Genomic DNA, 13950 nt, shown 5'->3' with positions numbered 1-13950 from the left:
CCGGCGGCATGCCATTCGCGCAAGACACGACTTCGCCTACAAGAACTCGAACACACCATGACCCGTATCTTTCCCCTGCGTTCCCCGCGTCCCATCGTCCTCGCCGCTGCCATGCTGGCAGGTACCTTCCTCGCCGGCGCCGCCCATGCCGACGCCACGCTCGACAAGATCCGCCAGCGCGGCAGGATCGTGGTCGGCGTCATGCTGTCCGGCAGCGCTTTCGGCTCGATCGATCCCGCCACGCAGAAACCCGTGGGCTTTAACGCGGAGCTTGCGCAGGATCTCGCCAGGCAACTCAACGTGGAGCTGGAAACGGTGCAGGTGCAGCCCTCCAACCGCGTGCAGTTCCTGCAGCAAGGCAAGGTCGATGTGCTGATCGCATCGATGGAATACAACGCCGATCGCGGCGAGCAGCTCGGCCACGTGCCCACGCCTTACTACCGCGTGGGCGGCGCCGTGATCGTGCCCAGGCAGAGCGATATCCGCCGCTGGGAAGACCTCAAGGGCAAGACGGTCTGCATCTCGCAAGGCAGCAGCTATACGCGGCCGGTACAGGTGGAATACGGCGCCATCCCGAAGGGCTTCAAGGGCTCGGCGGAATCGCTGCTGGCCCTGCGCGGCGACAACTGCGCCGGCGCCGTGCACGACAACACGCTGCTGCAACCGCTGGTGCGCGGCAATCCCGAGTGGCAGAACTACCGCATCGTGCTGCCGGAACTGAACCCCGCGCCCACCGTGATCTGGACCCGCAAGGGCGAGCAGGACACCATCCAGGCCGTCGACCGCATCGTGCAGAACTGGCATCGCAGCGGCTGGCTGGTGGCTACCGAGAAGAAGGCCGGCATCCAGCCGCCTTCGCCTGCGCTGACCGAACTGCACGACAAGTTCAAGGGCGGCCGTTCCTGATGGATGCAGCGATTGCCTGGGGGATCGAGGTGGCGCGCCGCTTCGGCCTGAACTATGCATTTCTTGCCGATGCCTATGACCGCGCTTCCTTCGTGCATGGCGCATGGGTCACCGTGCAACTGGTGGTCTGCGCGCTGGCCGGCAGCCTGGTGGCGGGGGTGGCCATGGCGGCGTTGCTGACTTCGCGCCGGCCATTGCTGGCCGGTGCCACGCGCGCCTTTGTGGAGGTCACGCGCAATACGCCCACGCTGGTGCAGCTCTATTGCGCCTTCCTCGTGCTCAATATGCTGATCACCCATGCCTTGCAGGATGCGCAGCGGAGCAATCCGCTCACCCCGTTCCTGTGGGTGGTGGTGGTGCTGTCGCTGCACAAGGGTGTGTTCCATGCCGAAGCCTTGCGCGCGGGCATCGAAGCGGTGCCCAGGGTCACGCTGGAGGCGGCGGCCTCGCTCGGCTTCGACCGCCGCACCTTGCTGTGGCGGGTGCAGTTGCCGCTGGCGGTGCGCTTCGCGCTGCCTGCCCTGGTCAACAACTCCGTGGATCTGGTCAAGGCCACGGCGGTGGCGTCGGCCATTGCCGTGGGCGATATCACCTATGCCTCCATCATGATCTGGACCCAGCGCGATAACGTGCTGGAACTGATGGTGCTGTTGCTGCTGTTTTTTGGCCTGCTGACCTGGGTGGTCAGCCAGGCCGGCAACTGGCTGGAACTTCGGCTGAGGATGCCCGGCTATGGCGACCGCTGATTCCATTTTCCGCGGCGCGCCGGCATGGCCGCGCGTGGGCCGCTTCGCCAGCCTGCTGTGGCTCCTGCCGCTCGTGGCGGTGGCGCTGGCCGCCACCCGCCATCCGGACCTGGCGCGGGCGCTGGCCAGCGCGTGGCAATGGTCGCCGGCGCTGGCGCGCGGCTTCCTGGTCAATATCGGCGTGAGCCTGCTGGCGATCGCGCTGGGCACCGCTGGCGGGCTGCTGGTCGGCGCGCTGCGGCTGTCGCCGCTGGCGCTGCTGTGGCGCCCGGCGCAGCTTTATGTGCAGGTGTTCCGCAATGCGCCGTGGCTGGTGCTGATCTACTTCTCCACCTATGTCTTTCCGTTCGAGCTGAACATCGGCAGCCATATCGTGCCGTTCCCGGACTGGCTCAAGGTGGTGGTGGGACTGGCGCTGCCGGCCAGCGCCAATGTGGCCGAGGTGCTGCGTGGCGCGGTGCAGTCGATCCCGCTCACGCAGTGGGAGGCGGCCAGCTCGATGGCGTTCTCGCGCTGGCAGATCCTGCGGCTGATCGTCGGGCCGCAGTGCGTGCGGCGCATGCTGCCGCCATGGATGAACCTGTACGCCACACTCACCATGAGCACCGCGCTGGCTTCGCTGGTGGGCGTGCACGATTTGCTCGATACCGCGCAGATCGCCAGCAATACCGTCAACCAGACCGCTTTTACCGTGCTGATCTACTTCATCGTGCTGGCGATGTTCTTTGCCTGGTGCTACCCGATCTCGCGCTTCACCCGTTTCCTGGAACAAAAACATGCTGTTGCCTGAACATAGCGGCGGACCCGTGTTGTCCGCGGTCCCCACGCCAGCGCCGCTGGTTGCGCTGCGCGACGTGCACCTCGCGTTCGGCGGCAACGCGGTGCTCAAGGGCATCGACCTGGAAGTGCGGCGCGGGCAGGCGGTGTCCATCATCGGCCCGTCGGGCTCGGGCAAGTCCACCATCCTGCGTTGCATGACGGGCCTGCTGGCCCCGCAGCAGGGCACGGTGACGGTGGGCGGCGTGGCGGTGCGCGAGCTGCGCAGCGAGGCCGAGCGCATCGCGCTGCGCAAGCGGGTGGGCTTTGTCTTCCAGCAGTACAACCTGTTTCCGCACCTGACCGTGTTGCAGAATCTCACCATCGCGCCACTGCGCGTGCTGGGGCGTGGCCGGGCCGAGGCCGAGGCTACCGCCATCGAGCTGCTGCGCAAGGTGCGCCTGGCCGACAAGGCGGGCGCCTATCCGGGCGAGCTTTCCGGTGGCCAGCAGCAGCGCGTGGCGATTGCCCGCGCGCTGGCGATGGAGCCCGAGCTGATCCTGTTCGATGAGGTGACTTCAGCGCTGGACCCGGAAACGGTGGGCGAGGTGCTGAACGTGATCAGCGACCTGGTGGCGGAGGGCCTGACCTGCCTGCTGGTCACGCATGAAATGCGCTTTGCCGAGGAGATCAGCGACGAAGTGTATTTCACCGAGAGCGGGCGGATCGTCGAGCATGGCCCGGCGCGCCGCATCTTCAGCGAACCGCGCAGCGAGCGCACGCGCGCCTTTCTCAACCGCGCGCTGGGCGCAGCGCCGCGCGTGGCGGCCGATCCCTTCGTCTTCTCTTTCGACAAGCTGCGCTTTGCTGTTTGAGCGCCGCCCGGTCCAATCCCCATCGAAGAACCATGAGCCATCATCGCGATACCCAACTGATCCACGCCGGCACGCCGCCCTTCAGCCAGGGCCACGGTCCGGTCAATGTGCCGGTGGTGCGGACCAGCACCGTGCGTTTCGAGAATACCGACGCCTACGACGATATCCGTGCCCGCCATGCGCGCGGCGAGCGCGTCAGTTCCTACGGCCGGCAGGGCATGGACACGCATCGCGCGCTGGAAGACGCAATTGCCGCGCTGGAAGGCGGCAACCGTACCTTCCTTGCGCCTTCCGGGCTGGCGGCGATCTCGCTGACGTTCCTGGCGCTGCTCTCGCCCGGCGATCATGCGCTGGTGGCGGACAGCGTCTACGCGCCGGTGCGCCGTCTGGAGCAGACGCTGCTGCGCCGCCTGGGCATCGAGGTCAGCTATTTCTCGCCCAGCCAGCACGATGTGGACGCGCTGATCCGTCCGAATACGCGCCTGCTTTACCTGGAGTCGCCCAGTTCGCTGTTGTACGAGGTGCTGGACCTGCCGCGCCTGTCGCAGATCGCGCACCGGCATGGGGTGGTGGTTGCCGCCGACAATACCTGGGCGTCCGGTCACGTGCTGCAGCCGCTGGCGCTGGGCGTGGATATATCGATCCTGGCCTCGACCAAATATATCAGCGGCCATTCCGACCTGATGCAGGGCGCGGTGGTGGTCAGGGATGAAGCGCTGGCGCACCGGATTGCCGATACCCACGATAGCTTCGGGCTGGCCATCGGCGCGGACGATGCCTACCTGGCGCTGCGCGGCATCCGCACGCTGGCGGTACGGCTGGCGCAGCATCATCGCAACGCGCTGGCGGTGGCGCGGTTCCTGGAAGCGCATGAGGCGGTGGGGCGGGTTTTCTACCCGGCCTTGCCCTCGGACCCCGGTCATGCGCTGTGGCGGCGGGATTTCTCGGGCGCCAACGGGCTGGTGTCGTTCGCGTTGCCCGGCGCCGATGCGGCGGCGGCGCGCAAGCTGGTGGATTCGCTGCGCTTGTTCGGGCTGGGGGCTTCCTGGGGCGGGTATGAAAGCCTGGTGCAGGTGGCCGCGCCGGAACGGCTGGCGACGCATTCGTACTGGCGAGGCACCGAGCCGGTGATCCGCCTGCATATCGGCCTGGAAGCGTCCGAGGATTTGATCGCTGACCTGGAGCAGGGGCTGGAATTGGCATTGCGGGCGGCATTGCCGCAACGGCGCGCGGGCCATCAGCCCGCGCGGTGCCGCCTGCATCAACGGCCGCGGCGCGCGCCGCGGCCGTCAAGCCTCAGATGGCCCATCCGCCGCCGTAGAACACGGCCAGTGCCAGCGCGATGCTGACGGTTCCCACATTGAGCTTGCGGAACTCGCCGGCCACGACGCGGCCGATCACCAGGGTGCAGAAGCCSAGCATRATRCCGGTRACGATATTGCAGGTCAGCACGATAAAGACCGCGCATACCAGCCCGGCCATGGCGTCGACCATGTCGTCCATATGCAGCTTGCTGACGCTGCTGAGCATCAGCAGTCCCACGTACATCAGCGCGGGAGCGGTGGCGTACGAAGGCACCAGTCCGGCCAGCGGCGAGAAGAAGATCACCGCCAGGAAGAGCAGGCCCACTACCACCGCGGCCAGGCCGGTCTTGGCGCCGGCGGCTACGCCTACGCTTGATTCGATGTAGGCCGCGGCGGGCGCGCCACCGAAAAAGGCCGAGAAGATCGAGCTCAGCGAATCCGTGGTCAGGGCACGGCCGCCGTTGGGGATCTGGCCTTTCGCATCGAGCTGGCCGGCCTGGCCGGCAACCGCGCGGATCGTGCCGGTGGCATCGAACACGGCGGTCATCACCAGTGCCAGCACGCTGGGCAGCACCGCCAGCGACAGCGCGCCCTTGATGTCCATGGAGCCGATCAGCGTGGCATGGCCCGGCGCGCTCAGCGCGGGCAGGGCGAACACGCCGGAGAACTTGACGGCAGGGTCGAAGGCCAGGCCCAGCGCGGAGATCGCGACGATCACCAGCAGGATGCCGCCGGGCACCTTGCGGCGTTCGAGCCCGAAGATCGCGGCCAGGCCAAGGATCGACATCACCACCGGGAACGCCGTGATCTTGCCCAGCGCAACGGGCAGGCCGGCGCCCGGATTCTTGATCACGAGCCCCACGTCGTTGGACGCGATCAGCAGCAGGAACAGACCGATGCCGATCCCCGTGCCGTGCGCCACGCCGGATGGCAGGTTGCGCAGGATCCAGGAGCGCACCCCGGTCACGGAAATGGCGGTGAACACCACGCCCATCAGGAAGATCGCACCCAGCGCGACGGCCGGGGAGAGACCCTGCCCGAGCACCAGCCCGAAGGCAGTGAACGCGGTCAGCGAGATGGCGCAGCCGATGGCGATCGGCAGCCTGGCCCACACACCCATCAGCAAGGAGCCGAAGGCCGCGGTCAGGCAGGTGGCGACGAATACGGCACTGGAGTCAAAGCCCGCCTTGCCGAGCATGCCCGGCACCACGAACACGGAATACACCATGGCCATGAACGTGGTGACGCCGGCAAGCGCCTCGCGCCGGCCAGTGCTGCCGCGCGCACTGATCTGGAAGTAGCGGTCAAGGAAGCCATTGACTTCGATGGCCTCGATGGTGTCGATGGCCTTGGCCTCGATCGCTTCGGTACCGGGGGCGGCGGCACGGCCGGGGAACGGCTGCTCAAGCATGGCGGAGTGTCTCCTTTGTGGTGCACTGGGGCGGCGGCTACGCCGCTCGTATTCCAGGCTGTCTCGCTTTTTCGTTGTCGTTACCGGGGCAGGTCTGCGGGCCGCCGCGCACTGGGTTGTGTCGCGTCCGGCACTGCATTTGCCGCGGTACGTCGCTGTCGGCCGGATCTTCGCCACTCCGTGCTGGTGGTGCCGGTCCGACATGGCGCAAGACTAAGGGAGGCGCAGGATTCGTTCATAACGGCGCAGACATGCCTGTTATTGGGATTTGGATATATGTGAGGTGTCCCGCGGATCCCCGGTGGTGGGGGCGCAAGTCCGTGAGTTGTGGCTGCTGGCGGGTGGGCGGGCGACGATGAATGCGGTGGGGGTGGGGATGTGGCTCGGTTAGTCAGGAGTGCACTTACGTGCGGTATCGGATCTGCTGGCTTTTGTTTGAGGGGGGCCGATTCTACCAGTGGATACTGAGGTGGGCGTTGGGGTGGAGTTGGCTTTTGTGCGCAAAAGCCATATGGTATTCCGCTGCGTGGGATATCGATCACTTCTTACATTGGCGCGTCGGCAAAAGAATGGCGAAAAGCAAGACGACCCTACCGGGGCACGGGCTCTACAGTTCGGCTTTCTCTGCCTCGGCGTCGGAAGTCGGCACCAGACCGGCATCCTGTCGCCAACGCCCACGGATGCGCCCGACGTGGCATTCGAACCATGACCGCGAATGCGGGCCTGTCGGCCGCCGCGCCGGAGAACCGGGGTCATCATCCGCCCGGAAATGCGCAGAAAAAGTTCCGCGCAGGCTCTCCGCCAGTGGAGAGCGCCGGGACCGGACAACTCGGCGGATGCGGACGTCGCTTCCCATATTGGCCGCCGGATCGTTCAGCGCGAATTATGGCGTCACGATATTGAAGTCAGGTCTGAACGTGTCGAGCATGCCTGCGAGTTCGTCGAATTTTTCGCCTGCGCCTTCAACCTTCGCCTTTCCCGCCTGCGACAGCTTGCTCAGTGTGGTCGCCCCGCCCAGCACGCCTGCCAGGCCGAGCTTGTTGGTCGTGATCGTGACATCCGCCTTGGGAAGCTGTTTCCCGAGCGTATAAATCAGGACCGAATTGCGCAGTTCGATCGCGTATTGCTCGTGGGTTTCAGGATTGAGCCAGTTGACATTGAGCGTCTTCCCGGCGGCCTTCCTCCCATTCAGGCGAATGCCGGCATAGTCCAGGATCATGTCGGCGGTCATCGCATTTACCGTATCGGCCGAGGCCACGCCGGAGCCCGGTAGCTTGACGGCGCCGTGCCGCAATTCCAGGGCGCCCATCAGGAATTCGTTACGCCACGTGGGACTCTCGGTCTGGTAGGCGAGTTGCTCCAGCGCGTCGGCCCCCAGCTCGCGCGCCTCCTTGTTATCCGGATCGGCAAAGACGACGTGGTTCATCACTTCCGCCACCCAGCGATAATCGCCTTCCTGGAACGATTGCCGGGCCTTCCCGATAGCGCTTTTCGCACCGCCCATGAACTCCACGTAACGCTTGGCGGCCTCGGTGGGCGGCAGCTTGTACAGGTTTGCGGGATTAGAGTCGTACCAGCCGAGGTAACGCTGGTAGACCGCCTTGGCATTGTGATTGACTGTGCCATAGTAGTCCCGGTTGTACCATTGCTTGCCAATGCTGTCGGGGAGCTTCAGCATTTCCGCGATTTCTACCGACGTGTAGCCCTGGTTGGCAAGATGCAGCGTCTGGTCGTGAAGGTACTTGAACATGTCACGCTGGTTCTCCAGGAACGGAACGATGGCGTCGCCCCAGGTCGGCCAATGGTGTTGGGCGATCACGGCCCTGGCGCGCACGCCATAGCGATTGATCGCTTCGTTGACGGTCTTCCACCATTCCCTGGCATCGCGCACCTGAGCGCCACGCAGCGTATAGAGGTTGTGGAGGGTGTGCGTGGCATCTTCGGCCATGTTGAGCATCTGGAACTGCGGGAACCAGATCAGCATTTCCGCAGGCGCTTCGGTATTGGGCGCCATCTGGAATTCCATCTGCACGCCGTCAATCGTGCGTGTCTCGCCAGTCTTTTTTACCGAATCGGTGGGGGCGATCAAGGTGACCTCGCCAAGCGAGGTGCTCTTGCCGAGCCCGCCATCGACCTGGCCTTGCGCCCCGCGCGGCAGTAGCGATCCATACATATACGTGGCCCGGCGGCTCATGGCGGTACCGGCATAGATGTTTTCGCTGACCGCTTCTTCCAGGAAGCCCTCGGGCGCCAGTATCTTTACCTTGCCAGCCTTTACATCCGCCTCGTTCACGACGCCTTTGACGCCGCCATAGTGATCCACGTGGCTGTGGGTGTAGATCACGGCCACGACCGGCTTGCGCGGCCGGTGTTGGTAATACAAGTCAAGCGCGGCTTTCGCGGTTTCCTTGCTGATCAGCGGATCGATCAGGATAAGTCCGGTGTCACCTTCGATAATCGTCATGTTGGACAGGTCGAAGCCGCGTACCTGATAGACGCGGTCGACAACGGCGAACAGCCCGTTGAACATATTGAGCTGAGCCATGCGGTACAGACTGGGGTTGATGGTGTCGGGCGCCCCCTCGGCCTTGAGAAAATCGTATGCCGGCAAGTTCCAGGCGGCGTGCTTGCCATTCTCTGCCCGAATGACCAGGTTGGGTGTGGTGCCGATGAAACCGCGCTGCGCCGATTCGAAGTCGGTCCGGTCGTTAAACGGAAGTTCCTTGAGAATGGCGGCATTGGCTTGGCGGGTCCGGTCCGTGGCGGGTTTGCCAGGCGCCGGGGCGGATTGCGCAAAAAGGAGTGCGGGGGTGCTCGCAAGGGCAAGCGCCATTGCCAGAAGGCGTCGCCGGGAACCTGGTTTTCTCTTCATGTTTATAGTTCTTTGTCGTTATCGGTATTCACGGAAAGGGTGTCGGCCCACTACCAGGCGTGGTTGTAGTTGATGGAAAACACTTTCACATCCGCAGCGCCTGCAGGCGTGCTGACGGTCTTGAGGTAGGACATCGAGACGGCATCCGTGGGGGTGAAATTGAAGCTTCCGCTGACACCAAGCTTCAGTGTGTCCTGTGCGTTGTGTTGCTTGACGCCGTTGATCCTGGTCTGCCCACCGTTGCTATAGACCATGTCCACCGCCGCCCACAGCGCGCGGTTGAAGCTGTAGCTGTAGTGCGCCTCCAGCGTCCCCAACGGTTCTTGCTGAAGCTTTCCGTGGCCATCCGGCTTGTAGTATTCACTGTTCTCCGTGTAAAGCGAAACATTGCCATTGACGGACAGCATCGAGTTGCCAAAGGGATAGTTGAATGCAAGCTGTGGCTTGACTACCCAACGATTTCCACCGAAGTTGACCGGCTTGTTCCGGTCATACTGCCCGACGGGCACGGTGAGGAAGACTGCCGCGGTAAGAAGCGTCTGTGGTGTGGCCTTGGCAAATGCCTCGCGCGTCATTGCCGGCGCGCCAAACAGGTTGGCTGCCAGCACAACGGTCAGGTCTCCCACGCCGTTCTTGCTGAACTCGCGCGAAGCCAGCGGAGCAATGGAACTATCGATGGTGGCTGTCGCCCAGCTGTAGGGCAGCAGGAACTGGATACCGCCGGTCTTGCCTGCAACCGGAAAGGAATACGCATAGCGGACCAACGCCATGTTCATGGTGGTGTCAACACCTTGCACTGGAAGGGTCGTGTCGAGCTGCGTGTTGGACTGAACATGGTTGTAGTAGAGATAGACCAGATTCGTGTCGATCGGGAGATTGATCCAGTCCCGGGCACCATCGGCGGCCGCAATGCCAGGCAGCAGGAAAAATAACAACGCGGCGGCCGAAGGCTTCAATCGCACGGCATCGAGATGGCATTGCCATGCAGGCCTGTGTAAAGTGCGTGTCTTTGTTATATTTTTGCTACATTTCATTGCTCGTTTTCCCAGTACACAGCGTACGGGATGAACGGCTGGGGTAACGCTTTTTCGCATGAATACTCCCAATCGGATGCGAAGTGAAACTCAATACGTGATCATCAGTGGGTGACCGGTTGATTCAGGACCGAGTGAAGGGCCGTCATTGTACTTTGTGCTGCCGGCCTGATTCCCGCTGCATTGTGTGATCGCGAGTTTTGGGGAATAACCGCGAGTTTGATGCCCGGCAAAAGCGTTACGCCAGAAGTGTGTTATGTAGGCCTATTGCATCGACGTGGACGCTGCGGAATCCTGAAACGGAAGGTGCAGGCTCGACGCGTGGCATATAGTCAGCAGTTGTCCGGAAAACTACATAGTCGTGATTGCGTGAAGGCTTCACGAGTCAACCCAATGAACCCGAGAACGGAGAAAACCATGTCGAAGAACCCCGTACGCCAAACTCTTGCAGCGATCGTTGCCGCCCTGGCGTTGCCTGCGCTGGCCGGCACCGTGACGGGCACGGCGGCTTATCGCGAGCGTATCGCGTTGCCTCCCGATGCCGTGTTTGAAGTCACGCTGCAAGACGTATCGCGCGCCGGAGCGCCAGCCAAGGTTATCGGCCGCTCCACGCTGGATCCGGCGGGCCAGCCACCCTTTCATTTCGGGGTTGCCTACCAAGACCAGGCGATTGAACCTGGCCATCGCTACGCCGTGCGGGCGGTGATCCGGCAGCACGGCCGGTTGCTGTTCACCACCGACACGCATGTCCCGGCGCTCGACGGCAGCAATGCGCCACTCCAGTTGCAGCTGGTATCGGCTTCGAGGGGCGAGGGGAAACCATCCGCCCAGGTGCCTGACAGTCCGTTGCGCGGGACTTACTGGAAGCTCACGCGGATAGGCGATGCGCCGGTCAGCGTGGCGGAGCACCAGCGGGAACCGCACCTGATCCTTGCCACCGACGAAGCGCGACTGTCAGGCAATGGCGGCTGCAACAGCCTGATGGGCGGCTTTGAAGTCGATGGGGACCAGCTTCGCATCAAAGGCCTGGCAGGCACCATGATGGCCTGCGCACAGGGCATGGCCCAGGAAACGCAGATCCTGCGCGCCCTGGAAACCGTACGGCGCTATCGCATCGCGGGCCACCAGCTCGATCTGCTCGGGGCCGACAATGTCGTGGCGGCGCGCTTCGAGGCCGTGGCGCAGCGCTAGAAGAGGCTGTTCATCGGAAGAGTGTGACGAGCGTGACTTCATCTTTGCGGGTCGCAGTGCGCATCTGTTGATGCTGTGCCCATGGCGGGCGGAGCACGCAGTTTGTCACCAGGATGGTAGCCACGGCCAGGCCGAGCCCATCGAGAGCGAGAAGTGCTCCGAGGCCGGGGACGATGCGCACAAGGGCCTTGGTGCGCGTAGTCATCTAAGGCCCTCCGCCGCAACACGCTCGGCGAGCGCAGCCCATCGTTTCGGGCTGTCTCTCACAACATGGGCATAGTAGAAGTGCCCCTCGCACTTGCCGGCGAGCATCTGGCTCTCAAGCATCGGCACCGATTCAACCAGCTCGCGCCAAGGCATTCCGGCGTAGATCGGGTCTCCGAACGGCTCCAGATCGATAACGATGGTCTTGCGGATGTTCTCGTGGTTGCGCAGGTGTGAAAGGAACCCCGCCTCAATCGGTGAGCCCACCAGTACCAAATGGTCGATCACGTGGCCGGCACGGGCATATGACCATGCGGTTTGCGCGGCCAGGAGAGAGCCGTAGCTGTAGCCGATCAGGTTGAACTGCGGAGCCTCCATCGCTATACCGCCCGCAATCGTCCACTCGCTGTCGTCGCGCGAGCGGATCGGCATTCCCGAATGGATAGCGTCAAGCAATGTGCCAGCGAATTCGTTTCCATTTGGCATGGCTGCGCCAGCGGCATGGGTCAGCCCAGCGAAGCAGTGCGCAATCCCCGCCTTCCGGAACGCATCGAGCAGCGGCTGAACATATCCGCCGTCCAGCTCGGCACTGCCCCAATACAGCGTGCCGCGGGGCTGTAACAGATAGACCTTGACCGGCGCCCGGTCCTCGATAGACGTATGTTGCACCTTAACCGTCTTGATCGGCCGCATCAGGCGCCCGGCCCCCAAGATTTCGATCTTCATGGTCGATGCGGTGTCGCTGGCGACGCGCTCACTCATCCCCTGTTCGTCAGTGCGGCCGTCAAACGTACCCAGCTCACCGATGAGGCGATATCTCACGCGCGCCAACGGTTGCCCCGTCTGCTCGTTGATGAGCTGGATCTGTTGGTCGTACTGCGGGTTGGATGCCGCAAATATGCTCTGTGCGGGGGAGATGGCCGCGGGTGCGCCATTGCGTGCGCCCATATCGTCGAACCATTTTTCGCCGGCAAGCAGAGCAACAATGCGCGGCGGCGTCGGGCACCGGCACAGGACAATATCGCCGTCCAGGGCAATCTCGCCCATGAACTGCATCCGGCGTGGCCCGCCGGCCTTGGCAATCGTGCCAGTGCTCTTGCAGGCTTCGCAGTATGCCTGGCCTCCGATCATCGCTGTCTGGCGAGCGGGATCGCCAAAAGTGCAACCTCGGCCTGGAGAGGGCAGGATCCTGCCACCATCCTCCAGTTCGTCGTTAACGCAGGCAATTCTTCGCTTCATGGCTGGGCCTCCCAAATGCCGATGGGCCGCTTGTTCTTCTGCATACGCTCTCTCTCCGGATGGGCTATGTGCGCAAATGTAGCCCCGATTTGAGCGTAATGCCTCATTGGAATCAATGGGACAAGTACTAATTTTTTTTAGCGCCTTATAAAGAATAGCGATAGTGGAAAAAATCGTTATGAAAGATATGATTCATCCGATTCCTTTAATCATTTACTCGTCCTATCTGTGTCGTAGATTTGCTACATCCATGGAAAACAAGATTGATTGAATAGGTTATGCGAACCTTGCAATGACTGAAACACTGAAACCGAGTAAAGTATGGGCGTCTCAGCCAGATTGAGATTTTCCATCTTGACGAGTTTTGTTCTTGAAGGGAACCCATCCATATCGGATGAGATTTCCGGAGCAAATGCCAGATAGATTGGACCGGCGCGAGATCGACCGCCACGAGTCACAGGCCGTCAACGTTTTTCGTCAATCGATTTTGTCAGATCAAGGAGTGCAGGCATGGCCCTGGAAGGTTTCAAGCGAATTCAAGAATTGAGGGAAGAGGAAGCTAAACTGGGTGATAAGCTCATTGCCCTCCGGATCAAAGACAGGCAGCGGATCCTCGACGAGCTAAAAAAGGAGTTTCACGTCTTCCTCGGCGGGGAGGGTTTTTCCGTGTCGACACACGGGAAACAGATTCGCGCAAGTTACGGTGACGCCGTACTGACGCTGGATGTCCCATCCGCATCGGCTGCCTTCCTCGGGGCTATTTCCGTGCTGAAGTTGTCGGACTCACGGCTGCCGCGTCAGAAGTGGGTTCTGTCGGTCGACCCGGGCAATGTGCGGGCACCGCGCCCCACCGCGGTGGTCCAGATGCTAAGCAGCGACGAAGTCGAACGCCTGCAGGGCAGGGTAGATGAACTGAAACAAGGGCTATTGAATTTCCAGCCATGGGAATATTCCATCCAGTATTTCCGTGAAACCAATGGCGCTGGCAACGCTGCAGCGAGCAAAGGCGCGCAGGTCGTGACCACGCTGACGGAAGCACTGACAGGTATTTTGGAGGGCAAGGACTAACGGACGCGCGACCCTGGTCAACATCGGTTGCTGCCGGGGCTACCAATTGGCGCAGCAGCTCCGGGTCACCTTCATATGGGCACAGTGCGCATGCCTGGTGCTGCAAGTCGGATTTCACCCGAAGTGGGGCACTCAGCTTGATGTACACGGGTTGATGTCGATGCCGGTGAGTGGCACAAGCCGTCATTGGTTCATCTATCGGTGCCGTCGGCACAGGCTTGCCGAAATGGTCGGGCGCCAGCGCGATCGGAACCGGCGGCAACCAGTCCGCACAGACCGGCGGCGACCGGGCGGGGCCAGGTGCCAGCCCAGTGCATACGCCGCCCCCAGCAGCGCATGCCAGT

General features: G+C 62.7%; 12 protein-coding genes. 7 read left to right on the top strand and 5 right to left on the bottom strand.

The window, feature by feature from the left end; translation table 11 throughout:
* Positions 1–57: 57 nt before the first annotated feature.
* Genes AC1DT6_RS24275 through metC form a run of 5 tightly spaced genes read left to right on the top strand, consistent with a single transcriptional unit; the run spans position 58 to position 4632 of the window.
* Entirely contained in the window at positions 58–906 is an 849-nt protein-coding gene (locus tag AC1DT6_RS24275) for a transporter substrate-binding domain-containing protein (RefSeq protein WP_441632836.1), read from the top strand.
* The gene (locus AC1DT6_RS24270; RefSeq protein WP_441632834.1) at positions 906–1652 is read left to right on the top strand and encodes an amino acid ABC transporter permease; all 747 of its coding nucleotides are present in this window, start codon (positions 906–908) and stop codon (positions 1650–1652) included. The genes AC1DT6_RS24275 and AC1DT6_RS24270 overlap by 1 nt, the downstream gene beginning before the upstream one ends.
* Positions 1639–2442 carry an amino acid ABC transporter permease gene (locus AC1DT6_RS24265; protein WP_441632832.1) on the top strand — a complete coding sequence of 268 codons (804 nt, stop codon included), beginning with the start codon at positions 1639–1641 and terminating at the stop codon, positions 2440–2442. Before AC1DT6_RS24270 ends, AC1DT6_RS24265 begins: the two co-directional genes overlap by 14 nt.
* A complete protein-coding gene (locus AC1DT6_RS24260; RefSeq protein ID WP_477102723.1) occupies positions 2429–3283 on the top strand; it encodes an amino acid ABC transporter ATP-binding protein in 855 nt (284 codons plus the stop codon). Before AC1DT6_RS24265 ends, AC1DT6_RS24260 begins: the two co-directional genes overlap by 14 nt.
* Before the next feature lie 32 nt (positions 3284–3315).
* Positions 3316–4632 (top strand): cystathionine beta-lyase, encoded by a 1317-nt coding sequence (gene metC / locus AC1DT6_RS24255; RefSeq protein ID WP_477114962.1) that lies wholly within the window; start codon positions 3316–3318, stop codon positions 4630–4632.
* On the opposite strand, the gene AC1DT6_RS24250 is transcribed toward metC, so the two are convergent.
* The 3 genes from AC1DT6_RS24250 to AC1DT6_RS24240 form a co-directional block, all read right to left on the bottom strand.
* A complete protein-coding gene (locus tag AC1DT6_RS24250; protein ID WP_441632826.1) occupies positions 4580–5998 on the bottom strand; it encodes an NCS2 family permease in 1419 nt (472 codons plus the stop codon). The two genes, metC and AC1DT6_RS24250, sit on opposite strands and share 53 nt — an antisense overlap.
* 883 nt (positions 5999–6881) lie before the next feature.
* Entirely contained in the window at positions 6882–8831 is a 1950-nt protein-coding gene (locus AC1DT6_RS24245) for an alkyl/aryl-sulfatase (RefSeq protein WP_441632824.1), read from the bottom strand.
* 89 nt (positions 8832–8920) lie between these two features.
* The gene (locus AC1DT6_RS24240; protein ID WP_441632822.1) at positions 8921–9826 is read right to left on the bottom strand and encodes a transporter; all 906 of its coding nucleotides are present in this window, start codon (positions 9824–9826) and stop codon (positions 8921–8923) included.
* A 495-nt stretch (positions 9827–10321) separates the two neighbouring features.
* Here AC1DT6_RS24240 and AC1DT6_RS24235 point away from each other — a divergent pair, with 495 nt between their 5' ends.
* Positions 10322–11095, top strand: a complete 774-nt coding sequence (locus AC1DT6_RS24235) for a YbaY family lipoprotein (RefSeq protein ID WP_441632820.1) — start codon at positions 10322–10324, stop codon at positions 11093–11095.
* Between the two features lie 10 nt (positions 11096–11105).
* Here the strand turns inward: AC1DT6_RS24235 and AC1DT6_RS24230 are convergent, their stop codons facing one another.
* Together AC1DT6_RS24230 and AC1DT6_RS24225 are read right to left on the bottom strand one after the other, a co-directional pair.
* The gene (locus tag AC1DT6_RS24230) at positions 11106–11300 is read right to left on the bottom strand and encodes a hypothetical protein (protein WP_441632818.1); all 195 of its coding nucleotides are present in this window, start codon (positions 11298–11300) and stop codon (positions 11106–11108) included.
* Complete coding sequence (locus AC1DT6_RS24225) at positions 11297–12538, bottom strand: hypothetical protein (protein WP_477114961.1); 1242 nt, start codon at positions 12536–12538, stop codon at positions 11297–11299. The genes AC1DT6_RS24230 and AC1DT6_RS24225 overlap by 4 nt, the downstream gene beginning before the upstream one ends.
* Before the next feature lie 510 nt (positions 12539–13048).
* Here AC1DT6_RS24225 and AC1DT6_RS24220 point away from each other — a divergent pair.
* Positions 13049–13606, top strand: a complete 558-nt coding sequence (locus AC1DT6_RS24220) for a hypothetical protein (RefSeq protein ID WP_441632815.1) — start codon at positions 13049–13051, stop codon at positions 13604–13606.
* Positions 13607–13950 lie beyond the last annotated feature (344 nt).

Source organism: Cupriavidus sp. 01L45, assembly GCF_056399885.1.
The sequence above is the reverse complement of the archived record's forward strand: the minus strand, read 5'-3'. Positions and strand labels throughout refer to the sequence as shown.